Below are 24,204 nucleotides of genomic sequence, written 5' to 3'. Positions count from 1 at the left end.
GGCTGTGAAGGAGTAATTTACTCTGTGACGCAACCGAGGCGAGTGGTATCACAGTAACCCCTGTTGGGGCTCTGAACGCGCAACCACGATTTCCGGGATGGACCACTCGATTGGAAAAGTTGGCGCGGGGCGACGGGATGGATGTTTGGAGTAGGAGCACTGCCGTCGCACCATCGTTGCGTCTGGTGGAAAAAGTGCGGGTCGCATTGCGTATCCTTGCCCCGGTCTTCGGGGCCGGCCTTCTCATGGTCGCGCTATTCGGGACGGGGGAGCGCACGCTATACCGGCTGACTGGCGCCTTGGACCAGATTGTTGATCGCAATCTGGTCGGAAGTGTTAAGTTATCGGATATAAACACGCGGGTTCAACGCGCCAATGCTCATTTCAATCGCTTGCTGGCAGTAAAGTCCGCTGGCCGGCAGACTGTAGATGTTGACCAAGAAATATCTGAAATTTCTAGCCAGATCGATAATTTAATTCAGGATCTCTCCGCGTACCGGGATACCTATGCCACATCTGACCAGCGTCGACGGTTGGACGACATCATCCACAGTCTGGCCGACTATAAAAGTGCGGTGGCCTGGGTCGGTTCCATGCTCGGCATTGATTTCGCTAGCACCGTCAGTTTCATCGAGCCGTTCGGAGCGGTATTCGATCGCGTGCAATCCGAACTCACCAGCATCGTGGAGGAAACCGGGCGTGATGCGCAACTGCGCGCTGCAGAGGCTACGCGGCAGGCGCAGTATACGGTCCAAACGTTCCTATACTCGGCCGTGGCAGTCATGCTGGGTATTGCGCTACTGGCTTGGTTGATCGGTCGCTATCAACAGCGGCTGCGCATCAGTTCGGAGATGCTGCGCCAGCAGGTCGAAATGCGCACGGCGGAATTGCGCCAGGCCAATAGCGATCTGGTGGCCTCGGCGGAGACGCTGCGGCAATTGGGTGATGCTGGCTTGGCGTTGACCGCCACACTGGACTTGGCCGAAGTCCATGTGGCATTGCACAATCACCTCTCCGGCCTGGTACCTTTGGATGCCTTCGGCATTGCTCACTTGTCAGTAGACGGGCATCAGCTCGTGTTTGACCAATTCGTGGCCAACGGTCAGGCCTTGCCGGCGTTTACCCGCAAGGCTGAGGCGGCTGAGCCTGCGGTTCAGGCTTTGCGCCAGGGGGTAGAACTTGTAATCGTAGGCGACAGCGCTACTCGGTGGGCCGCCAGCGTCGCCGCGCTCGACTGGGATATCCAAGCCGCGGTCTGGTGGCCGCTGGTGGTTTCCGGCCGTGTTCTGGGCCTGATCACGGTACAGAGCCGTGACATTGGCGCCTATAACCCACAGGCGTTGGAAATCTTACGCTCTGCATGTGCCTATGCTGCAATCGCGATTGCGAATGCCCGGTCCTACTATGAGTTGGAGGCTACGCTAGTAGAACTGCGTACAACTCAAGGTCAGTTAGTACAGCAGGAAAAAATGGCCTCGCTGGGTCGCTTGGTGGCCGGTGTAGCACATGAAATAAATACCCCCCTGGGGGTGGTGTTGACCGCAGCTGGGAGTCTTCACGGTGGGGTTGTCGACTTGCGTGACGCTATAGCCCAAGGCAGGCTGACGCGCGCGGCTCTGGAAGCAGGTATTGGGGAATGGGCTGACTTGGCGACTGTCGTCGAACGGAATGCATTGCGGACCGCAGCGCTGGTTAAGAGTTTCTCCGCAGTAGCCGTGGACGAAAGCGGTGGCAGGGTTCTGGAAACGGACCTATCCATTCTGCTGGACGATTTGGTAACGCTGTTCCGTCCTGCGTTGGACCGGAGCGCCATCCGGTTGGTTGCGGCGGTGCCGGATGGCCTAGTGCTGCGCACGGTGCCGGAGTCACTGACCGACGCCCTGACCCGTATTCTGTCCAACACAATCGATCACGCCTTCATCGGGCGCTCGGATGGTCGGGTGGTCCTGTCTGCTGTCACGGCCCTGGACGGCGTTGTCATCACCGTCTCCGACGACGGCGTCGGCATTCCCGACGACCTCATTGGAAAGGTGTGTGACCCCTTCTTCACCACAGGGCGTGCAAGCGGCCATCCGGGGTTGGGTTTGCACGTGGCCTACAATCAGGTCACACAGCGGTTAAGGGGTAACCTCGAAATCAGGAGCGGGACTCTAGGGGGGACGATTGTCGCGCTTCGATTGCCCATGCTTAGGAGCTAGCTATTGTGCCGACGTGGCAACCAGTATTTGCTTTTCTCGTGGGTTTTAAGTATTAAAATGGTGCAATTCGCTGCTACCAATCGTGTTAGGAGGATCCAATGGCGCCATTGTTGCGTAGCCCGACCACCGAAGAAGTACAAAGTATTTTGGGCCGTGCCCTGCTTGACGCAGATTTCCGCAAGCAATTAATCGATAATCCGACCCATACACTGTCGATTCTAGGCTTTACCGCATCTCCCAACGCGTTAGCGTTTTTCAGCAAGCTGGGAGGGCAGTCCTTCACGACCGCAGCTGGCGATCTGGAAGCACATATCGCCGCCGCACCATTGCCGCATAGCTGGGACTGAGCTTGTAAATAGTAGGGCTCTGCGGGCGCGCTCCTGAAAACAGGCGCGCGCTCGTGATCTTAAGATAATTTTCTTGTGCAATTTATGGGGTGGGTAATTTTCAATAATTTCAGAACATTTTTTCTTCCAAAGTGTTAAGGTGGCGGCTGATTTTATTTGGGTTTTCCTCTCGGAGGAAAGAAGTATAATTTTGGCTGCTGCAACTTTTTGGACCGCGCTATCATTTCAATGCGCGCATCCATCGTGCCGCGCGATTGCAGCAGGTGCATCCGATTTTATTAATTTAATCAAGGAGATAGATATTGCAACACACTTCACCTCCTTCCACCGGTTCCATTGAACAAGCCCTGGCCGCCTTGGGCTTTCCCGAATCGGAAGCGGGCATTCAATTCTTGCGCGCCTGCATGACGCGCGACACCAAGTATGACGAATGCGCGGTGGTATCGGATGTGCCTCTGCCGTTCGAGTGGTTCTGAACCCAGGAATATTAACCAGAGCGAGGAGTAATGATTATGAATCAGACATCCTTCACCCCTCCCGAACACACCCTGGCTGCCCTTGGCTTCCCTGAATCCGAGGCCGGCATTCAGTTTTTGCGCGCGTTGACGGGGCGCGATACACAGCGTGACGAACCGGCGGCCACGTCAGACCTGCCCTTGCCGCTCGAATGGTATTAATCCTCTGATAGCTTGCACGCTCTTGCGCGCAGCGCGCTCCTCCGGCCCGCAGGCGGGCGTGCCCGCCTGCGGGCGTCATCCGGGGGCCAACCTGCTAGGGAACTTCTGATGCACTCGACGGACTGTCGTCACGGCCCCCTGACCACTTTGGAGAAGTACCTCTTGGTCTAAGCCTCTCAATTTTCGAGCCAGCCTGACAACCCATCCTGAGGAGATGAGCTATGACGATGGTGATAGATATTCTGCAAGTCGCCGCAAACCCGAGTCAGGTACTGGAATCCCTGGGCATGACGGTGTCTGACGCGGGCATCCAGTTCCTGCGCATGGTGGCGGAGCGGGGCATTCAGGACGATGACATGCAAGCGGCGTCGGCCGCGTTCCCGCTGCCATTCACATGGTACTGAACCCAGGAATATTAACCAGAGCGAGGAGTAATGATCATGAATCAGACATCCTTCACCCATCCCGAACAGACCCTGGCCGCCCTTGGCTTCCCCGAATCCGGGGCCGGCATTGAGTTTCTGCGCGCTTTGACAGAGCGCGATACACAGCGCGACGAAGCGGCGGCCACCTCGGATTTGCCGATTCCTATTAGCTGGTACTAATTCCTCTGACGGCTTACACGCTTTTGCGGATCGCGCGTCCCTCCGGCACATCCGGGCGGGGCGCGCTTGTCGCTGTGTGGTGATGATTTCCTTTGGGGGGGTGCGTATGGCGGACGGATCGGTGATCAACGGGACCGGGCCGGGCCGCACCCTGCTGGTGGCCATGCCTGTCGCCGCCCTGCATTATCCGGTCATCGGCCTGTCGCTGCTCAAGGGCGCGCTGGCGCGGCGGGGGATGGCGGCGGATATCCGCCATTTCTATCTGGATTTCGCCCAATACATCGGCTTCGACGCCTATGCCGCGGTGGAGGACAGCCGCTATTTCCTGGCCATGGTGGGCGATTGGGTGTTCGCCGGTGCCGCCCACGGCACGCCGGAGCAGGAGCCGTTCACCTTCCTCAACGGGCTGATGGCGGGGGAGTATGGCCGCTACTTCGGTGCCCAGCGCCTGATGGGCATCCTGGCGGCGCGGGGCAAGGCGGCGGGCTTCATCGAGCATTGCTTCGGCCTGGTCGATTGGAAGCGCTACGCCGTTGTCGGCTTCTCCACCTCCTTCCAGCAGACCATGGCCTCGCTGGCGCTGGCGCGGCGCATCAAGGCGGCGCATCCCCACATCCTCATTGTCTTCGGCGGCGCCAACTGCAGCGATGAGATGGGCGTGGAACTGCACCGGCAGTACCCCTTCATCGACGTGGTGGTGGGCGGGGAGGCGGAGGAGGTGCTGCCGGACCTGATCCGCCGCCACGGCGCCCGGCAGGAGCTGACCGGCCTGCCGGGCACCATCGTCCGGGCGCCCGACGGTGCCACCGTGCCCGCCACGGTGCCGGCCGGCATGATCACCGACATGGACGGCCTGCCGCCGCTGGACTACGCCGATTTCTATGCCGACCGCGCCCGCCTGCCCGAGGTGGCGGCGCGCTATCCCGCCTTCCCGCTGTTTGAAAGCGCGCGCGGCTGCTGGTGGGGGCAGAAGCACCACTGTACCTTCTGCGGCCTGAACGGCCTGGGCATGGCCTATCGCAGCAAAAGCCAGGACCGCGCCTATGCCGAGCTGACCGATGTGGCGGAGCGCTTCGGGCGCGAGATCATGGTGGTCGACAACATCCTGGACAGCCGCTATTTCGCCGACTTCCTGCCCCGCCTGGCGGCGCTGGACCGGCCGCTGCTGCTGCATTACGAGGTCAAGGCCAACCTGCGGGCGGGCCAGCTGGCCCTGCTGGGCCAGGCCGGCGTGCGCAAGATCCAGCCGGGCGTGGAATCGCTCAGCAGCCCCGTGCTGGCGCTGATGCGCAAGGGCACCACCATGCTGCGCAACGTCCAGACCCTGCGCCTGGCGGCGGAGGCCGGCGTGCTGGTGGACTGGTCCCATCTCTACGGCTTCCCCGGCGAGACGGCGGACCATTACCGGGCCGCCGCCGCCGTGGTGCCCAAGGTGACGCACCTGCACCCGCCGGGCGGTTTCAACCGCGTGCGCGCCGACCGCTTCAGTCCTTACTTCAACACCCCGGCGGCCTTCGGCGTCACCATCCGCCCGGTGCCGGGCTACAGCCAGATCTACCCGCACGCCGCCGACAGCGTGGCCCGCCTGGCCTATCACTTCGACATGATTCCGGACCGGCCGGACGCGGCGCTTGAGGCGGCGCACGCAGCACTGGCGGCACAGCTGGATATCTGGCGCGCGGCGGACGCGACCCTGACCCTGACGTCGGCCGCCGACGGCACGGCATTGGTGGAGGATGGCCGCGCGGTTGACGGAGCGCCCCGGCGCCATGCGCTGGACGCCTGCGCCGCCGCCGTGCTGGACGCCTGCATGGAAATCCAGGGGGCGGGGCCGCTGGTGAAGGCCCTGGCGCCCCGCTTCGGCGCCGACGCGGTCATGGCGGCGGTCACCGGGCTGGAGGCGTTGGACCTGCTGCTGCGCGAGGGGGAGGAGTTGCTGGCCCTGCCGCTGCGCCAGCCGGGCTTCGCCCGCGCCCCCCGGCATGACGAGATCCGCACCTCCTGGGGGCGGTCCTATTTCCACCATGCCCAGAAAGCCGAGGGCGCCCGGGTGCCGGAACCGGCGCTTTGAGCCCGGGACTGACGCCGACCGGCCGTCCAGCGGCGGTACATTCCCCCAAACGCCCCCAAGCGGTAAGGGTGCCGGCGCGGCGCCGTCAGCCCAGATAATCCCCGATGTGGAAGTCGGCGATGGCGGGCACGACATGATCGGCCCGGGTCAGGATGGTGGGGTCGCCGATGCCCACCGCCACCATGCCGGCCTCCTTGATGCTGGTGATGCCGGCCACCGCGTCTTCCACGCCCAGGCAGCGGCCGGGGGCCACGCCCACAAGGCGGGCGGCCTCCAGGAACAGGTCGGGCGCCGGCTTGGGCGCCTTCACCGCCGCCGGGTTGGCGATGGCGTCGATCAGCGGGCGGATGCCCAGCTGGTCCAGCAGGGGCGGGGCGTTGTGGCTGGCCGAGGCCAGGGCCGTTTTCAGGCCGGCGGCGCGCACCTCCTCCAGCACGCGGCGGGCGCCGGGCAACAGGTCGTCGGGTGATTGCTCCGCGATGGCGGCCTGGTAATAGCCGTTCTTGCGGTCGGCCAGCACGCGGCGTTCCTCCACCGTCCGCTCGACATTGCCGTGGGCCAGGATCAGGTCCAGCGAGGTCATGCGGTCCACGCCCTTCAGCCTGTCCTCGAACCGGGGCTCCAGAGGAATGCCCAGTTCCTCGGCCAGGCGGCGCCAGGCGGCGAAGTGGATGTGGGCGGTGTCGGCCAGCACGCCATCCAGGTCGAACAGCACGGCATCAAAGCGGGGCATGGGGGCCTCCCTCACTGGTGGCCAGCGGGCTGGTGGCCACTGGGGCGGTCTGTTCGGCGGCGGCCGGCGTCAGGTGCACCACCTGGCCGGCGTGGTTCAGCGCCAGGCCCGGCCCGGCCAGCAGGCGATAGGTTGCGGCGTCGCAACCAACGGCCACCTCCACCCGGTTGCCCTGGAACTCCAGTCGGAAGCGATAGCCCGTCCAGCCCGGCGGCAGGGTGGGGTTGAAGCGCAGGATGCCGCCCAGGGCGTGCAGGCCGGCGAAGCCCTGCGCCAGGGCCATCCAACTGCCGGCCATGGCCGCCATGTGCAGGCCATGGCCGGTGTTGCGGTGCAGATCGCGCAGGTCCACCAGCGCGGTTTCATTGAAATAGGCCAGGGCCTTGTCCATCTGGCCCAGTCGTGCCGCCAGCAGGGCGAACACGCCGGCCGACAGGGTGCTGTCGTGCACCGTCACCGACTCATAGAAGGCGAAGGACCGGCGCACCGCCTCTGGCTCGAAGCGGTGGGGCAGCAGGCAGAAGGCCAGCACGGCGTCCGCCTGCTTGCACACCTGGTGGCGGTACAGCACCAGCGGGTGATAGTGCATCAGCAGGGGATGGTGGTCGGCGGGCGTGCCGGCGAAATCCCAGGGCTTCTTGTCCAGGAAGCTGTCGTCCTGCGGATGGATGCCGCTGGCCGCGTCATAGGGCAGGTACATGGCCGCCGCCGCCTGGCGCCAGGCCTGGGGTTCGTCGGCGCCCAGGCCGATGGCGCCGGAGATGTGGGCCAGGGCCTCGGGCCTCTCGGCGCCCAGGCGCTCCGCCACCTCGGCCGCGTACTCCAGATGGGCCTGGGCCATGGCGTTGGTGTAGAGGTTGTTGTCCACCATGGCCGTGTATTCGTCCGGCCCGGTCACTTCATGGATGCAGAAGCGGCCACCCCGGCGGGGGTTGTAGTGCCCCATGTCCAGCCACAGGCGCGCCGTCTCGAACAGGATCTCGGCACCGAAGCGCACCAGGAAGTCGTCGTCGCGGGTGGCGTCCATGTATTGGCGCACGGCGTGGGCGATGTCGGCGTTGATATGGTACTGGGCGGAGCCGGCGGGGAAATAGGCGGAGCACTCCGCCCCGCCGATGGTGCGCCAGGGGTACAGCGCGCCCTTGCGGTGGCCCATCAGGCGGGCATGGGTGCGGGCGCCGTCCAGGGTGCGGTGGCGGTATTCCAGGATGGCGCGGGCCACGGCCGGCCGGGTATAGACCAGCACCGGCAGGGCGAAGATCTCGGCATCCCAGAAATAATGGCCCTCATAGCCCTCGCCGCTCTGCCCCTTGGCGCCGACGGAGGTGCGGCCGTCGCGGCCCGCCCCCTGCAACAGCTGGAACAGGTTGAAGCGGACCGCGCGCTCCAGGTCCGGCGCGCCGTCGATGGCGAGGTCAGACGACAGCCAGAAGTCCTGCAGCGCCTGGGTGCGGGCCTGGCGCAAGGCGGGCAGGCCGATGCCGGCGGCGGCCTTCAGGGCGGCGATGGCGGCCTGGGCCAGCGCCTCGTCATCCGCCGGTCCGCCCTCCACATCCTTGTCGGCGGCATAGGCGACGCTCTTCACCACGGTCACGACGGCGCCCGGCGACAGGGTGGCGCGGATGGTGTGGGTGGCGGCGCCCCCGCTGTCGGCATGGGCATCCTTGATGCGGGCGGTCTGGATGGGAACGGCGTGGGTGACGGCCACGGTATGGGCCATGGCGGAGGCCACGCCCTGCCGGCTGCGCCCGGCCCGCAGCACCATACCCTCGATGCCGCCCTCTTCGCCGCCGCTCTCGATCCAGCGGCGGAAGGCCAGGGCCGGTTCCGCCGGCTGGGGCCCCACGCGGGGGTCGTGCACGCCGCCCTCGGCCGCCGCAGGCGGCTGATGCGGCGCCAGGCAGGAATCGATCACCACCTCGTCGGTGAAATCCTCCGCCGTCACCTGGTACTGGATGATGACGGGGCCGGGGTGGTCTTCCACCACCAGCCGCTCGCTGGCCACCCGCACCGTGCGCCCGGCGGGGGAACGCCAGCGCAGGGCGCGGTGCAGCACGCCGGTGCGCAGATCCAGCCAGCGGTGATGGGCCAACACGGTGCCGGTGGCCAGGTCCAGGGCCTCGCCCGCCACGGTCAGGCCGATCAGGGTGCCGTCCGGCACGGGGATGCGGGTGTCGCTGGCCTCGGCGAAGCCCGGCGCCTTCTCATGATAGCGGATGGGGGTCACCTCGTAGACGCCGTTGAGGTGGACAACGGGCGCGCTGGACCGCGCGTCCTCCTCCACCCCGCCGCGCACGCCGATGAAGCCGTTGCCCAGCGTGAACAGGGATTCCGCGCATTTCAGGGCCGCCGGGCTGTCGCCCTGGGCGATGACGATCCACGGGTCGGTCTGGTCGGGGGCGGCGGGGAGGGGGGGGAGGGAGGCTGTCACGGGCGATCCACGCTTTTTTGATCTGCGAACGGAGAAGGGGTCGAAGGGATAACCGGGCGGCGGCGCTGCCGGTTCCCGGGAAGAAACAGCGGCTTAGTGCCGCGGGCTGGACGACAGGGGGGCGGCGATGTCCTCCAGCGACTTGCCTTCGGCCTTGACGCCTAGCACCAGCTCCGCCACCGCGGCGGCGATCATCAGGCCGGCGCCCAGGACGTAGCCCCACAGCACGTTGGTGCGTGAACCGGTGTCGATCAGGGCGCCGAACACCAGCGGGCCGCAGACGCCGCCCACGCCGGTGCCGAAGGCGAAGAACAGCGAGATGGCGACGGCCCGGATTTCCAGGGGGAAGCATTCGCTGACCGTCAGATAGGCGGAACTGGCGGCGGCCGAGGCGAAAAAGAAGATGACGCTCCAGGCCAGCGTGATGGTGGTGGCGGTCAGCAGGCCCTGCTGGAACAGGATGCCGGTGCCGATCAGCAACACGCCTGACAGGGCGTAGGTGCCGGCGATCATGGGCACACGGCCGATGGTGTCGAAGAAGCGGCCGATGATCAGGGGGCCCAGGAAGTTGCCGGCGGCGAAGGGCAGGATGTACCAGCCGACGGCGCTGGACGGCACGTCGAAGAACGAGGTCAGGACCAGCGCCTCGGTGAAGAAGATGGCGTTGTAGAAAAAGGCCTGGGCCGTCATCAGCGACAGGCCCAGCACCGTGCGCCGGCCATAGTCGCGCAGCAGGGACTTGGCCACGGCGGCGGTCGACACGCTTTTCAGCTCCCGCAGGCGCACCGGCGGGCCGGCGGGGGGCAGGGTCTGGCCTTCCGCCTCGATCCCGGCCTCGATGCGCGCCACGATGGCCTCCCCCTCCGGCACGCGGCCATGGGTCATCAGCCAGCGCGGGCTTTCCGGAATGGCCCGGCGCAGCAGCAGGATGAACAGGCCCAGCACGGCGCCGGTGAAAAAGCTGGCGCGCCAGCCCATGTCCGGCCCCAGCAGGTTGGGGTTCAGCAGCACGACGGAGCCCACGGCCCCCAGGGCGGCGCCCAGCCAGTAGCTGCCGTTGATCACCAGGGTGACCCAGCCGCGCGCGCGGGCCGGGATCAGTTCCTGGATGGTGGAGTTGATGGCCACGTATTCGCCGCCGATGCCGGCCCCGGTCAGGAAGCGGAACAGCAGCAGGCTGGTGAAATCCCAGCTGAAGGCGGTGGCGGCGGTTGCGGTCAGATAGACCAGCAGGGTGATGCTGAACAGCTTCTTGCGGCCCAGCTTGTCGGTCAGCCAGCCGAAGAACAGGCCGCCCAGCACGCAGCCGATGAGATAGGCGCTGCTGGCGGCGGAGACCTGGGCATTGCTCAGCCCCAGGACCGGGCTTTCCTTCATGGCCCCGGCCACGGCCCCGGCCAGCGTCACCTCCAGCCCGTCCAGCACCCAGGTGATGCCCAGGGCGCCTACCACCAGGCTGTGGAACCGGCCCCAGGGCAGGCGGTCCAGCCGGGCGGGGATGTCGGTTTCGGTCAAGCCGGCGGATGACGGTGACGACGGGCTGGTGATCGAGGTGGCGGTGGACACGGGTCGGGCACCTTGTGGGCGATTGAACAGGGAAAAGAGGGATGGGCGGCCAAGGATCGGGGCCGAGCCCGCCCATCCCCAGAGGCCGTCTTCGGGGCGACGGCCTCATGCGAGGGGAGTGCCGCCTTGCCATGACGGCCCTCCCTGTCTCCACGCGGTCAGAACTTGGCCGCGGCACTGAGGTGGACGGACCGGCCGAACAGGGGACGGCCCAGGAACACGCCGCTGTTGCTGGTGCCCGAGCCCACCACGCGGGCGTTGCCCTCAGTGATGCCCAGCTCGTCGGTGATGTTGGTGGCGGTCAGTTGCACGGTGTAGCGGTCGAAGTCGGCGGAGACGCCCAGGTCGAGGGTGTCGTAGGCCGGCAGCGGCTGCTGGTTGTTCGGGTCGCCATAGCGGTCGCCCACGTGGGTGTAGGTGCCGAACAGGCGGAGCATGGCCCAATCCAGCGGGATCTCGTAGGACGGGGCGATGGAGAACTGGAACTTGGGTTGGCGCAGCACCTCGTTGCCGTTGAAGCTGGGGTTGTCCTGGTACTTGGCGTCCAGATAGGTGCCGCGGAAGCTGACCGTCAGGTTGGTGACGGGCCGTACCGCCAGCTCGAACTCCGCACCCCAGGCTTCCGATCCATAGATCTCGTTGATCAGGCTGCCGCTGCCGTCGGGGTTCACCACCTCCGCCTGGTACAGCAGGCCGGAGAAGGTGTTGTGGAAGCCGGTGACATAGGCGCTGTAGTAGCGCGACGCCGTCTTCAGGCCCACTTCCTGCTGCTGGATGTTGACCATCTGATAGTCGCCGCCGCGCAGGGCGTCGAACTGCGGGAACTCATGGCCGCTGTTGACGCGGGCGTACACGCTGAGGTCGTCGGTCAGGTAGTAGTTGGCGCCCACCGTCCAGGACGGCTCCGTCCGGTGGGAACTGACGCCGTAATAGGTGCCGTTGGTGTAGCTGGCGGCGTTGTCGTACAGCGTCAGCGGGTTGCTATCCAAATCGCCCGTGCTGTCGTTACTGATGGTGCCGTTGATGCTCTGGTGTTCCATGCGGAAACCGGCGTCGATGCGCAGGTCCGGCGTGATCTTCCATTCGTCGGAGATGAAGCCGGCCACGGCGGTGCCGTCATAGCTGGCGTCCAGCGCGTAGAAGGAGCCGGAGGTCAGGCCGCCGCGCGACGCCTTGGCGCCGTTGTTCAGCACCACGTCCACCGCCTGCGGGTGGTTGGTCATGGTCAGCAGGTAGTTGTTGCCCAGGTACCACTGGTCCTTGGACGAATACTGGGCGAAATAGGCGCCCACCGTCAGGGTGTTGCCGGGGAACAGCTCATGGCTGAGGCGCGCGTCGTCGGTGAAGGACTGGATGCGCTTGTCCACCGACCACATGCCGACGGAAATGACCTGCTGGTTCATGTTGGTCAGCGCCGCACCCGAGCCCACGATCTTGGCCGATCCGCCGGTGGCAAGTCCGCCGGCCGCGGCCACCACGGCGGAATTGGCGTTGGCCGAGGCGACGGTGTCGCTGATGAACTGGCCCAGCGTCTCGGGGTTGGAGCCGGTGAATTCCGACTGGGTGAAGGCCCGGCCGGTGACGAAGTTCATCTTGTTGCTGAGCTGCCAGCCCTTCAGGTCCAAATCCAGGGTGTTGCCCAGGGTGGTCAGCTGGATGCCGCGGCCGTCGCCGATGTCCACGTTCTTGGACTGGCCGGGCGCGGTCTCGATGGTGACGTTGCGGACGTCGTTGCTGTACAGGCTGAAGGTGCCGGGATCGGTGCCGGGGAAGGCCGAGATGGTCTTGCCGCCGTTGCTGCTGACCAGCGGGATGGCGGTGTAGAAGGCGTTCTTGTCGTCCGTGCGGCGGCCGTAGAAGGTGAACTCGCCATTGTCGAACTTCTTGGTGAAGTTGGCCACCACCTGGCCGCCGTTGTCGGCCGGATACTGGGTGCTGCGGATGCCCTCGTTATAGCGGTAGAAGCCGCCGACCATGAAGTTCAGGTCCTTGGTGATCGGGCCGCCGTAATAGGTGTCGACCCGGTATAGCCCCTCGTCACCCACGGTCAGGCGGATGCTGCCTTCAGGATTGTCCGTGCCCTTGCGCTGGATGAAGTTGACGGTGGCGCCCGGCTGGGCGTTGGAGAAGACGGTGGCCGGCCCGCCGCGCAGCACCTCCACCCGCTCCACCGTGTCGTCCAGGCGGATGAGGGTGGAGTTGTCCATGAACGACAGGGTGGGTGCCGGATAGATGGGCGACCCGTCGATCTGCATGGTGATGAAGGGGGCGTCGCCGCCGCCGGGGAAACCGCGCACGTCGATGTTGGGGCCGGCGGTGCCGCCGGTCGATTCCACCCACAGGCCGGGCGTCAGCTTCAGCAGGTCGGCGGTGCCGTTGGGCTGCTGGGCGACGATATCCTCGGCCTTGATGGTGCTGATGGCGAAGCTGGCGTCCAGCTTCTTCATGCCGTCGCTGCGCGCCGTGCCGGTGACGATGATTTCCTGCAATTCGTCGGCGGCCCCGGCGGCCGCCTGCGGGGCCGCGGCCCCTTGTGCTACGGGTGCCGCCGTCTGGGCCTGGCCCCAGGCCGGCAACAGCAGTGCCGCCAGCGCCACACTGCCCAACAACGCACCTATCCTCTGCGGACGTGACATTCTTCCCTCCCCATTTGTCTTGGTGGTGATCGTGACTTGGACTGGCTCGCCCCGTCGCGCCCTGACCCAAGGCTTCTTTATCGGAATGGCACGCCCAGGTTGGGTCGGTTGCCACCCCTGCTTGAATGGATGCAGCGATATCATCGAATGACATCGATAACAAGACATCGATATCATTTTGTCTTCGTCGCGCTGGGGAGTGTGGAATCTATGCCACGATCCGGGCCACGATCCGGGGATCTATGCTGCGCCTGCACTTCGCGGATGCAGCAAAACAGCTGGAATTTGGCCCGGAGCGGTCCCAAGTCTCTGGTGTGAAAGGCCGTGCCACCCCCTCCAAGGGGCGGCGGCCGCCGCCACTGTTGTTATCGATGTCATTCGATGGTAGGCCAGAGCGGCGGGACCGTGTGCCGATCGCCCGTCACGCACTGTGCGGCGCGGTATCGCATGAACGGGGACAGGCCGGGGCGGCACCGTCGGTCGCAGCCCGGCTGGCGGCTCGACTCGGGGCGCCATCGGGCTCCGGATGGGTTCCATCATGCCGGGCGGCGAGGCCCCGCTTGGCAAGCGAGGGGGTGCTATGGAACAGTCTTCGCCCGGAATGTCCGCTTACCCGCGCATCTTCCCTTCCTGGCCCCCTTCCTGGTTTCGGAATCCCGCATGAGCACGCGCACCGCCAAGTCCCGCAGCCCGGCGGCCCCGCCTGAGACGGCGGCCGATGCGATCCCGGGGACGGACGCGGGCCGGCTGACCATGGCCGACCTGGCGGCACGGGCGCAGGTGTCCATCATCACCGTGTCGCGCGCGCTGCGCGACAGCCCCTCGGTGCGTGAGGATACCCGCCGCCGCATCCAGGACCTGGCCCGCGAGATGGGCTATCGCTTCAACGCCACGGCCCGCAACCTGCGCCTGCAGCGCAGCCACACCATCGCCGTGGTGGTGGACATGAAGCCCACGCCCGAACGTCCCATGTCCGGCCCCTTCCCCCTGGATCTGCTGGGCGGCATTTGCCAGGAACTGACGACCGCCGGATACAACGTGCTGCTGACCACCGGCCAGTCGCAGCCGGCGGCGGCGGTGCATGCGGCGGACGGCGCCATCCTGCTGGGCCAGGGCGCCGACGACACCGCCGTGCGCCAGCTGCTGCCCATCGGCGTGCCGCTGGTGGTGTGGGGGGCGCCGCAGCCGGGTGTCGACCCCGTCTTCGTCGGTAGCGACAACCACCAGGGCGGGGCGCTGGCCGCCGCCCGCCTGGTCGAGACCGGCCGGCGCCGTCTGGTCTTCCTGGGCGACACCCGCCATCGCGAGAACGCGGAACGCCTGCATGGCTTCACCGAAACGCTGGCCTCGGCCGGGGCGGTGCTGGCGGCCCTGGTGCCGTGCGACTTCACCTTCAACGCCGGCGTGGCGGCGGTTCAGGGCCTGCTGGCCGACGCGTCAGGCGGTTTCGACGGCATCTTCGCCTGCAGTGACGCCATCGCGCTCGGCGCCATGCGCGCGCTGACGGAGGCCAAGCTGACGGTGCCGGATGACGTGTCCGTCATCGGCTATGACGACACGCCCATGGCCGCCTTCCACACCCCCGCCTTGACCTCCGTCCACCAGAACTGGACGGAGGGCGGCGTGCGCCTGGCGCAAAGCGTGCTGGCGCTGATCAACGGCGAACATCCGGATTCGGTGATCCTGCCGACACGTTTGGTTGTGCGCGCGACTTAAGTCGCGCGCCCCTCAAATGCCGGGCGCGGCCATCCGGCCGCTTGGCTTCCTCGATTTCCAGTCCACTGCGTTCCCCAGAAATCTCCGGCGGCCGCGGTCGCGGCCTAACCAACAGACAACATGTATCGCCTGTTGGTGTGGGGTGGTGGATGGCTCAGTAAACGTCCCGCCGATAGCGCCCCTCGGCCGACAGCGCGTCCAGGCGCTCGCGGCCCAGGATGGCTTCCAGCGCCCGGTCCACGCCCGGGGCCATGCCATGCAGGCTACCGCAGACATAGATCACGGCGCCGCGCTCCACCCAGGCCCGCACGGTGTCACCCTGTGCTGCCAGACGGTCCTGGACATAGCCGCCGCCGTCGCGGGAATAGACCAGGTCCACGCGGGCTAGCGTGCCGTCGGCCTGCCAGGCGGCGATCTCCCCGGCATGGAAGGCGTCGGTGGCGGCACTCCGCTCCCCGAACAGCAGCCAGGCATCACCCAGGCCCCGGGCCTGGCGGTGCTTCAGGTGGCTGCGCAGGCCGGCCAGGCCGGTGCCGGCGCCGATCAGGATCATGGGAACGGGGGCTGTGGGGGCGTGGAAGCCGGGGTTGGGCCGCAGGCGCACCCGCACCTCGCCCCCCAGCGCCGCCCCGGCCGTCAGCCAGCCGGAGCCCAGGCCCAGGCTGCCGTCGGGCCGCGTCTGCTGGCGCACCAACAGGTCCAAACGGCCGTCCAACGGCAAACTGGCGATGGAATAGTCGCGATGGTGGGCGGTGGCGTCGTTGTCCGGCAGGATCTGGGCGATGTCGCCAGGGCCCCAAGCCGGCAGGGGCTGGTCCAACGGTTCCAGCGACAGGTGATAGGCGGGGCCGCCGGCGCTGCCTGGGTTCAGCAGGCGGCGCTCGACCAGGCGCCAGCGGCTATAGGCCTCCGGTGCCCAATCGGGGGCGGCGATGGCGCCGATCTGGCGCAGCTGTTCCTGCCATTGGTGCAGGGCTTGGGCATCCCCCCCCTCGGCATTGGCATCCACCAGCACGGCGTCGAACAGGCGGGTGGCGCCACTGTCGGCCAGCCAGCGGTCCAACGCCCGGCCGAAGCCGCAGAAGGTCTCGTACTGCCGGTCGCCCAGGGCCAGCACGGCATACTCCACGCCAGCCAGATCGGCGGGGGCGGCCATGCGCTTCCTGGCGAAGCCGTGGGCGTCGTCGGGCGGTTCGCCCTCGCCATAGGTGCTGGCCACCACTAGCAGGCGTCCCCGCAGGGTCTTCGGGTCCAGCTTGGCCAGTGGTACCACCTCCGGCGCCAGGCCGCCGCCCCGCAACACGCCCGCCGTGCGCCAGGCCAACTGCTCCGCCGTGCCGGTCTGGCTGGCGTAGGCGATGGTCAGGGTGGTATCGGACCCAGCGGCGACAGGCGCCATGGAAGCGGCGCCCCGCGCCAGGCGCGCCGCCTTCTTCTTGCGGCGGCGGTCCAGGTACAGCAGCAGGCCGGTGATGGTGAACAGGGGCATGGCGCCCGCCGCGACCATGAACACCACCGCCCCGCCGGTGCCGAAATAGCTGCCGCGATGCACGGCCAGCACGCTGGCGATCAGCTGGGCGCCCAGCGCCTTGTCCTGATAGCGGCTTTCGGATTTCGCGGCACCGCTGGCGGTGTCCAGCGCCATCTCGTCATAGGCCTGGTCCGCCGGCGCGCCCTCCAGGCGATAGCGGATGCGCGTGGGGCCACCTGGCTTGCCCGGCAGGCTCAGCAGGGCCACGGCGTAGCGGTCGCCGGCCTGACGCAGGAAGCCGGCCCAGGCGGCATCGACGGACACGGGTGCGGCCTCGCCGCCGCCCTTGCCGCCCTCCCGCCCGCCACCTTCGCGCCCACCCCGGGGCGGTCCTTCGCGCGCCGGCAGGGGCTGGCCGGTCAGCAGTTGGACCACCCCGTCGCGGTACCAATCGTATGACCACCACAGCCCGGTCAATGCGATGACCAGATAGACCAGCAGCACCCAGGTGCCGACGACCGCGTGCAGCGACCACAGGAAGGCGCGGCCCTGGGCCTGGGTGTCCAGTTTCAGCCAGGCGCGCCAGTCCAGCGGCCGGCGGGGCCAGCGCAGATACAGGCCCGAGGCGCAGAAGAACAGCAGGGCCAGCACGGCGGCACCGGTGATCTGCCGGCCCACCCCGTCGCCGTTGCCGGGCAGGGCCAGCCAGCGGTGCAGCCGGCGGACGAAGGCGAAGAACTCCTCCCCCGTGGCACGGCCCAGCACCGTGCCGTCATAGGGGTCGACATAGGCGCGCTCCCCCCGGTTGCCGCCCACGCCGCCGGCGAACAGCACCCGTGCTGCCTCATCCTTGTGGGCGGACAGGACCAGGGCTTCGATCCGGGTGTCCGGCCGCTGCTCCCGCACCCGGGCCACCAGCGCGTCGGGGGACAGCGCCGGCGCGTCGCGGGCCGCGACGGTGATCACGCCGGGGCTCAGCGCCCGCATGATCTGATCCTCGAAGCTCATGGTGGCGCCGGTCAGGCCCATCAGCGCCAGGACGAAACCCAGGGTGATGCCCAGCAGCCAGTGGAGTTGATAGATCACCCAGCGGCCGGTGACGCCCCCCGCCGGCCCGCGCCAGGAAAGGCGGCCGGCGTTCCGGCCCGCGACAACGTTCCGCCCCGGCGCGGCGTCGCCGGCCCGCTCTCTGGTCACACTGCTCACTGTCCCGTCCCCAGGCGCGCCGCGCCCCTTAGCAAATGCAAATCACTCTCAACTTGCTTATAGCCGGGGTCCGGGAGCTTGAAAAGGCTGTTGGTCCTTTCCGCCTTTTCTTTAAAGGGTGACGAGGAACGAAATTAGACGGGCCGCCCGGCATTCCGGACCGGTCGCAGACGAAAACCGGCCTGGCTGGCCCAATGGGGAACGCCCCACGGCACCTATCTCAGCGTCACTAGGGCGGCGAGAACATTGGCGTGGTCCTTCCGCTCTTAAGTTGATCCTCATGCCCGACACGACGGCGCGCAGGCCGGTCAGGCCCAAGCGACTGTCATGGTTGGATGGGTCGGCATGCAGGATATCCGCCCGCTTTCGGGCTTAGGCCTTTGGACGGTCGTTTCTTGCCTGCCACCGCGTCCAGTGGTTTACCGGGCGCGGTGGCAGCTACAGCGCGATGATGCGCAAAGGTGCAAAGGATGGGATGCCGTATGCCTATCGGCCTCCTGGCCATGGCGTGGAATGGCAACCCTTACCGAAGCTGGCCTTACCGACGCTGGAATTTCGCTGGTCAATTCCAGCGCATCCAGGTCGACCCTGGAGGGATATCAAAATGGGTTAGAGCCATTCACGGGAACACTGGTGTGGCTGCTTACACCGGCACTGGTGTAATTTATGTAGCGGATACCAAACGCCACCAAACCGACATTGTCGATATCGGTAGACTGGTTCGACCATTGGATACGGGCGATACCAGTGGTGAGCGTCGAGCAGGTCACGGAGATCTGCGCGGTGACGCCAGCGGCAATTTGGGTATTGCTATTGGTTAGGTTCGACACCGTTACTGGGCACGAGGTGACCGTGCCGTCGCCGGCATAGAAGGTCATACCAATGTTGAGCGTATGGCTCGTGATATTAGTGACGTACACATTGGTGCCTGCGGAGACCCCCGTCGATGTGTTCGCACTCCATAATGGCAATATGGCATTACCACTGCCGGCAAGAGCTGATGCTGAACTGAGCAAAGACACAGCCAGAGTCAGAGAAGCTAATTTTGTTTGCATGAGAGCCCCAATCTTCTCTCTAAGATAGGTGGAGTTTAATTTTTTTCGATTCTGAGCACATGCTATTACGGCATGCAAAGAAGCAACATGTTAGCGATCTATGCTCAGATTTCAGTATGATAGGTCACAATCACCGATATTGGAAGTATAAATTTCCGCTCTTGGTTGAAATCTCAGCTAAATGGCAAAATTTCACGCAAGTTCTCAAAAATAAACGCGCAAAAGTCGATTGTAATAGTGCTATAAAAGGCGGAATCTGTAATAATTTGCAATATTAAAATAGATATTTGCGTCTTTACCGCCAGAATTTTGCTTTAATGGCTTGGAAGTGGCAGAAAAACGATCGTCACAAGCGCTGGCATCGCCCCGCTGTGATCCCCGGCTTTGCGATTTCACGGCACCAGGTCAGCCCTCTCGTACAGCGGCCGGATTTCGATCTCGCTGGGTCCCGGCATGGGGTTGGGGCAGCGCCTGACCCAGGCGACCGCCTCATCCATGTCCTTGACCTCCCAGAGCCAGAAGCCGGCGACCAGCGTGCTGGCTTCGGCGAAGGGCCCGTCGATGACCGTCCGGCCGGCACCGTCAAAGGCGACGCGTTTGCCTTGGGAGGAGGGCTTGAGGCCATCGGCTTGGCGCAGGATGCCCGCCCGGGCCAGCTCCTCGTTGAATCGTCCCATCGCGTCCAGCATGTCCGCCGTGGGGAGCATGCCTTTTTCGCTGTCGTCGGTGGCCTTGACCAACACCATCACGCGCATCGCCCGTCTCCTTGATTGAGCGGCCTTGGCCGGCCCGCATCGGAACGACGAAGGCGGCCCGCCCACGCCGACACCGGTCGGTCGCTTTTCCGGCGGGTCGCCCCCAGCTTATGGCGGCGGGTGACGAAATCCAGGGTCTACATCACCCCCTACATCACCCCCAGCGTTCCCAGCCAGGCTTCCACCAGGCGGGGCCATTGCGATACCGGCAGCGTGCTCGGCCGCAGGCCGAAGGCGTGGCCGCCCTGGGCATAGGCGTGCAGTTCCACCGGCACGCCCGCCTGCTTCAGCCCCATGTAGTAGCTCAGCGAATCCTCGACCCTGTCGACATGGTCGTCCCCGTTTTGCAGAAGGAAGGTTGGCGGTGTCTGGCGGGTGATGTGGCTCTTGATGACGGGGTTGAGCGCGATGCCGCCTTTGGCCACGGACAGATGCCCGGGATAAATGGCGACCGCGAAATCCGGCCGGGCGCTTTCCTGGTCCGCCGCGTCCACCGGCGCATAGAGGCGATCATTGAAGTGCGTGCTGATTTCCGCCACCAGGAATCCGCCCGCTGAAAAGCCGAGCACGCCGATCTTGTGCGGATCGATGCGCCATTCCGCGGCATGGGCGCGGACCAGCCGCATGCCGCGCTGCGCGTCCTGCAACGATGGCACCGACAGATCCAGATTGTGCGGACGGCAATCGCATTGCCAGACATAGGGGATACTGGGCACGCGGTATTTCAGCACGACGCAGGTGACGCCCTTGGACGTCAGCCAGTCGCACACCTCCGTGCCCTCAAGATCGATGGCCAGAATCTGGAAGCCCCCGCCGGGAAACACGACGACGGCGGCGCCGGTGTTGGGCCCCTTGGCCGGATAGACGGTCATGGTGGGCTGCGAAACATTCTCCACCACCGTCATCGAGCCATCCGGTTTCGTGCGCACCGTCTCCGGCCCGGGGAGGGGCCGCGCGTCGGGGGCGGCGCCCGGCCAGAGCGGGGTTTGCGTCTGGCCGGCCGGGGGTTGCCAAACGGGGGTCTGCGCCAGGACGGGGGCGCTGGCCACCAGGGACAGGAGGGCGACAAGCAGGGGGATGCGACGGTTCATCGATGGGCCTTCTGGTTCACGGACGCGGGCGGGCGGGGCGCCAGGCAGGTGGCGAGAGCGCTGACGGCGGCGGCAGGATGCCGCCACTATCGTATTTTTCCTCGGGGGGATTTGTGGAGGTCTCCCACTAGCCCCTTATGATCATTGGATTTGATTGGCGGCACAACCGACGATACCTTGGCCGCATCCCAAGTTTTTCTCAGGATCGGCCATGACCCTCAGCGCCATTTCGCTGAACGCCCTGCGGGCCTTCGAGTCAGCCTCCCGCCATCTCAGCCTGACCCGGGCGGCGGAGGAACTCCACGTGACCCAATCGGCGGTCAGCCATCAGGTGCGGGCCTTGGAGGAACAGCTGGGCGTCAGCCTGTTCCGGCGCAGCACGAAGGGCCTGATCCTCACCGATGAGGGTCAGGCGCTGGCCCCCACCATCGTCTCCGCCTTCGCCACGATGGACCGCATGCTGACGGCCGTCAGCGCCACGGGGCCCATGGAGACCGTGAACCTGGGGGTCGTTGGGACCTTCGCCGTCGGCTTCCTGTTCGCGCGCCTGGCGGATTTCCGGACGCGGCATCCGCGCGTCGACCTGCGGATCATGACCAACAACAACAAGGTGGATCTGTGGACCGAAAGCCTGGACCTGGCCATCCGCTTCGGTGACGGTGCCTGGCACGGTGTCGAGGCCCGGCACCTGATGGACGCGCCGATGACGCCGCTTTGCTCACCGGCCATCGCCGCCACCCTGTCGGCGCCGCACGATCTGGCGCGGATTCCCCTGCTGCGGTCCTACCGCGCCCAGGATTGGCCGGCGTGGCTGACGGCCGCCGGCGTGCCGGAGGTCACGGCGCGGGGCCCCCTGTTCGACGCCTCCGCCGTGATGGTCCAGGCGGCGATCCACGGGGAGGGCGTGGCGCTGGCCCCGCCCGCCCTGTTCCGGCGCGAGCTGGACGAGGGTCGCCTCGTCCAGCCGTTCGCCCTGTGCGTCACGGTCGGGTCCTACTGGCTAACCCGGTTGATGTCCCGGCCGGCCACCCCGGGCATCGTGGCGTTTCAGGACTGGATCCTGGGCCTTGTCGCGGCCGAGGGCTGAGGACGGTATCGCGCCACCACCGCCCGGCTCTCATGGCTCAGGGGATACCACCTGAGCCGATGATACCCCCTAGTAACTCAGGGTCACCGAGACGTGGCTCAGCTCGCCCTTTTCCGCCGCACCCGGCAGCTTGCGCAGCTGCCAGCCGTAGGCGACCTTCACGGTCAGGTAGGTGCCGTAGGTGTAGCCCAGGCCCACGCCCGTGCTGGCCAGGTTGACGTTCTCGCTTTCGCCGGCGGGGATGTTGCGGTTCCACAGGCTGCCGTAGTCCAGGAAGGCCAGCAACTGCAGGGCGTCGCCGGGTCCGCTCTCGACCAGTTTGAAGGCGGGGCTGCGCAGTTCCGTGCTGATCAGCACGCCCTGATCGCCGTTGACCGCGCGCTCGTCATAGCCCCGCAGGATGTCGGCGCCGCCGGCGCCCAGCTGTTCCGTATCCAGCAATGGCCGGTTGCTGAGCTGACCCACCACCCTGGTGGCCCAGGCGGCGTCGGCCGGCAGCTTCACCAGGCCGTTCAGTTCGCTGCGGACATAGAGGTAGTTGGCCTTGGCTCCCAGGCGGCCGGATTGGCTGTCGCCCGGCTGGAAGGCGGCGTCGGTGTTGTCACCGGTCAGTCCCCCGGGGCTCCAGACCAGTGTCGCGCCCCAGCCCATGCTGCCCCATCTGTCCGCCAGCGTGGCGTCGTACTTGGCCGAGAACTGGCTGATCTCCGTAGCGGTCCGCGAGATCTGTACGCCACCGAAGGCCAGATTGTTGTTGGTGGTCTTGAAATCGTAGCCGAATTCCAGCTGGTGGGCGAAGCTGGACGTGCGCGCGAGGGGCATCTGGTACCGGAGGCTGGCCTGCCCGCTCTTGCCCACCAGGCCGAAATCGCCGCCCACCCGGGGCACGCTCTCTTCATAGCTGCCGAAGATCATCAGGCGGTCCTGCCAGGGCAGGGGGGCCAACCAGCTGACCGCGTGCCCGATGAAGGAGGCGCCGCGGTCCCCCGGTCGGTCGTGCCAGAAATCGTCGCTGGTGGTCAGCTGGTAGGACAGCTGGTGGTCTTGCCAAAAGGCGTTGCCCCAGTTGAAGCCCAGGTTCCAGCGGTCGCGGCCGGTGCTGGGCGCGCCGCTGTTGTCATATCCGGCATAGATCCGCACGGGAAAGCGGTCACGGGTGGACAGCACCAGGTCGGTGGTGCCCGGCGCCACCCCCGGGCGGTAGACCAGATCCACTTGGCGGAAGGGGTTTTCATTCAGGCTGTTGACCTCGTTCAATAGTTGACTGCCCCTCACACGGTCGCCGGGGCTGGCGCTCACATGGCGGGTCAGCAGGTCGCTGTCGAACCACTCATTGCCCTGGGCCACCACCTTGCCCACGGTGAATTCGCGCACCACCACCTGGACGGTGCCATTGTCGATGTCCTGTTCCGGCACCAGCACGTCGACCAGCGGGTGGTCGTTCTCGCGGTAGAAGGCGACGATGCGGCGCGCCAGGTCGTTCAGGTCGGCCAGCCGCAGGGGTTTGCCCAGATAGCTTTCCGCGATGGGGCGGAAAGCGGGTCGTGACAGCAGATCGATGCCGCCCGTGTCAACGCCGGTGACGGCGCTGCCCTGGGGGCGGACCGCCGCCGGGTCGGGCACGAAGGCCAGGCCCTTCAGCGCGGGCAGGATCACCTTGTCCGAATTGGCGGCTGGCGCGGGCGGTACGGGCGGTGCCGGTGCCTGGTCGGCGGGGGGCTTGGCCGGCAATTCCTTGGGCGCGATGCGGTCATAGCTCTGCGCCTGGGCCGGCTGCGCGGTTAACGACAGGCCGCCCAACAGGGCGGCGAGGAAAGGCGCCCTGGAAGCGCCGGCCGGGTGAACGCGTGCCTTGGGGTCGGACATGGATTTCCTGGACATGAAGGCGATGGCGGGGCGGAAAAGGAGGGGCATGGCGGCGGTCAGCGCCAACGCTTGGCGATTTCGAACTCCGTTTCCGTCGTGCCGTCCTGGCCGGCGGCGGAGAAGGTCGAGGTGTTGGTGATCACGGTGCCCGGGGACGGGATCGACGCGGCTGGCGCCAGGTAGATGACGCGATAGACGCCTTGCGAGACATCCGAGCCCACAAGCGGCTGGGTGGGGGCGAAGGGCACCTTGCCTGAGGGCGGGTCGACGAAATGGGTGGAGGACGGCACCTCCGGCAGGACGGTGGGCGTGGGATCGGCCTGAACCGTTAGCGTCCCGGCGATATAGGTGATGACGTAGTTCGGGGAGGTCAGGCCGCCGGGCGTGACACGATAGGTTCCGGCGGCTGTGCCGCCGCCGGTGAAGCTCAGGGTCCCGCCCAGGACGGCGGCGGTCTCCCCATTCACGAAGCCGGTGTAATTGGCGGTGTAGACTGGCGTACCACCGAAGGCGACGGTGACATCGTTGGCGGCGACGGTCAGGGCGGCCCTGTTCACGGTCAGCGTGCCGGTGGCGTAGCTGATGTCGTAGTTGGTGGCGGTGAGGCCGCCCGGGGTCAGGGTGTAGCTGCCGGCGTTGGTTCCGGCCCCACCGACGGTCAGGGTGCCGCCCAGGACGGCGGTCGTTTCGCTA

General features: G+C 66.3%; 19 protein-coding genes. 9 read left to right on the top strand and 10 right to left on the bottom strand.

Going from position 1 to position 24,204, the window contains the following annotated elements:
* The first annotated feature begins 299 nt into the window (after nt 1-299).
* From FHS74_RS16975 to FHS74_RS16945, 7 genes are all read left to right on the top strand, one after another.
* Nucleotides 300-2,198, top strand: coding sequence for an ATP-binding protein (locus FHS74_RS16975; protein WP_425491310.1), 1,899 nt, complete (start codon nt 300-302; stop codon nt 2,196-2,198).
* A gap of 98 nt (nt 2,199-2,296) precedes the next feature.
* A complete protein-coding gene (locus FHS74_RS16970; protein WP_184802666.1) occupies nt 2,297-2,545 on the top strand; it encodes an Os1348 family NHLP clan protein in 249 nt (82 codons plus the stop codon).
* A gap of 302 nt (nt 2,546-2,847) precedes the next feature.
* Entirely contained in the window at nt 2,848-3,021 is a 174-nt protein-coding gene (locus FHS74_RS16965) for a hypothetical protein (protein WP_184802664.1), read from the top strand.
* 36 nt (nt 3,022-3,057) lie between these two features.
* Nucleotides 3,058-3,222 (top strand): hypothetical protein, encoded by a 165-nt coding sequence (locus FHS74_RS16960; RefSeq protein WP_184802662.1) that lies wholly within the window; start codon nt 3,058-3,060, stop codon nt 3,220-3,222.
* A gap of 221 nt (nt 3,223-3,443) precedes the next feature.
* Nucleotides 3,444-3,626, top strand: a complete 183-nt coding sequence (locus tag FHS74_RS16955) for a hypothetical protein (RefSeq protein ID WP_184802660.1) — start codon at nt 3,444-3,446, stop codon at nt 3,624-3,626.
* Between the two features lie 36 nt (nt 3,627-3,662).
* On the top strand, nt 3,663-3,827 hold the full coding sequence (locus FHS74_RS16950; protein ID WP_184802658.1) for a hypothetical protein: 165 nt from the start codon (nt 3,663-3,665) through the stop codon (nt 3,825-3,827).
* Nucleotides 3,828-3,933: 106 nt separating this feature from the next.
* Complete coding sequence (locus FHS74_RS16945) at nt 3,934-5,898, top strand: RiPP maturation radical SAM C-methyltransferase (protein ID WP_184802656.1); 1,965 nt, start codon at nt 3,934-3,936, stop codon at nt 5,896-5,898.
* 85 nt (nt 5,899-5,983) lie between these two features.
* Here the strand turns inward: FHS74_RS16945 and pgmB are convergent, their stop codons facing one another.
* The 4 genes from pgmB to FHS74_RS16925 all read right to left on the bottom strand — a co-directional run bounded on the left by pgmB (nt 5,984) and on the right by FHS74_RS16925 (nt 13,264).
* Nucleotides 5,984-6,631: a beta-phosphoglucomutase gene (gene pgmB, locus FHS74_RS16940; RefSeq protein WP_184802654.1), complete on the bottom strand. Its 648-nt coding sequence runs from the start codon at nt 6,629-6,631 to the stop codon at nt 5,984-5,986.
* Entirely contained in the window at nt 6,618-9,062 is a 2,445-nt protein-coding gene (locus FHS74_RS16935; protein WP_184802653.1) for a glycosyl hydrolase family 65 domain-containing protein, read from the bottom strand. Before FHS74_RS16935 ends, pgmB begins: the two co-directional genes overlap by 14 nt.
* Nucleotides 9,063-9,155: 93 nt before the next feature.
* Nucleotides 9,156-10,628, bottom strand: coding sequence for an MFS transporter (locus FHS74_RS16930; protein WP_343066931.1), 1,473 nt, complete (start codon nt 10,626-10,628; stop codon nt 9,156-9,158).
* Nucleotides 10,629-10,786: 158 nt separating this feature from the next.
* On the bottom strand, nt 10,787-13,264 hold the full coding sequence (locus FHS74_RS16925; RefSeq protein ID WP_184802651.1) for a TonB-dependent receptor: 2,478 nt from the start codon (nt 13,262-13,264) through the stop codon (nt 10,787-10,789).
* 660 nt (nt 13,265-13,924) lie between these two features.
* On the opposite strand from FHS74_RS16925, the gene FHS74_RS16920 reads away from it, so the two are divergent.
* On the top strand, nt 13,925-14,980 hold the full coding sequence (locus FHS74_RS16920; protein ID WP_211106357.1) for a LacI family DNA-binding transcriptional regulator: 1,056 nt from the start codon (nt 13,925-13,927) through the stop codon (nt 14,978-14,980).
* Nucleotides 14,981-15,134: 154 nt separating this feature from the next.
* Here FHS74_RS16920 and FHS74_RS16915 read toward each other — a convergent pair whose 3' ends face one another.
* The 4 genes from FHS74_RS16915 to FHS74_RS16900 form a co-directional block, all read right to left on the bottom strand.
* Entirely contained in the window at nt 15,135-17,657 is a 2,523-nt protein-coding gene (locus FHS74_RS16915; RefSeq protein ID WP_211106356.1) for a PepSY domain-containing protein, read from the bottom strand.
* Between the two features lie 599 nt (nt 17,658-18,256).
* Nucleotides 18,257-18,712 carry a hypothetical protein gene (locus tag FHS74_RS16910; protein WP_184802649.1) on the bottom strand — a complete coding sequence of 152 codons (456 nt, stop codon included), beginning with the start codon at nt 18,710-18,712 and terminating at the stop codon, nt 18,257-18,259.
* A gap of 392 nt (nt 18,713-19,104) precedes the next feature.
* The gene (locus tag FHS74_RS16905; protein WP_184802647.1) at nt 19,105-19,467 is read right to left on the bottom strand and encodes a YciI family protein; all 363 of its coding nucleotides are present in this window, start codon (nt 19,465-19,467) and stop codon (nt 19,105-19,107) included.
* Between the two features lie 149 nt (nt 19,468-19,616).
* Complete coding sequence (locus FHS74_RS16900; protein ID WP_184802645.1) at nt 19,617-20,558, bottom strand: alpha/beta hydrolase; 942 nt, start codon at nt 20,556-20,558, stop codon at nt 19,617-19,619.
* Nucleotides 20,559-20,769: 211 nt separating this feature from the next.
* On the opposite strand from FHS74_RS16900, the gene FHS74_RS16895 reads away from it, so the two are divergent.
* The gene (locus FHS74_RS16895; protein WP_184802643.1) at nt 20,770-21,645 is read left to right on the top strand and encodes a LysR family transcriptional regulator; all 876 of its coding nucleotides are present in this window, start codon (nt 20,770-20,772) and stop codon (nt 21,643-21,645) included.
* 69 nt (nt 21,646-21,714) lie between these two features.
* On the opposite strand, the gene FHS74_RS16890 is transcribed toward FHS74_RS16895, so the two are convergent.
* Entirely contained in the window at nt 21,715-23,511 is a 1,797-nt protein-coding gene (locus tag FHS74_RS16890; protein ID WP_184802641.1) for a ShlB/FhaC/HecB family hemolysin secretion/activation protein, read from the bottom strand.
* Nucleotides 23,512-23,567: 56 nt separating this feature from the next.
* Nucleotides 23,568-24,204 (bottom strand): MBG-2 domain-containing protein (locus tag FHS74_RS16885; RefSeq protein WP_184802639.1); only part of this gene is annotated, 637 nt, incomplete at its 5' end.

This window comes from Nitrospirillum iridis (assembly GCF_014205765.1).
GTDB lineage: Bacteria > Pseudomonadota > Alphaproteobacteria > Azospirillales > Azospirillaceae > Nitrospirillum > Nitrospirillum iridis.
This window is presented reverse-complemented; position numbering and strand designations above follow the sequence as displayed.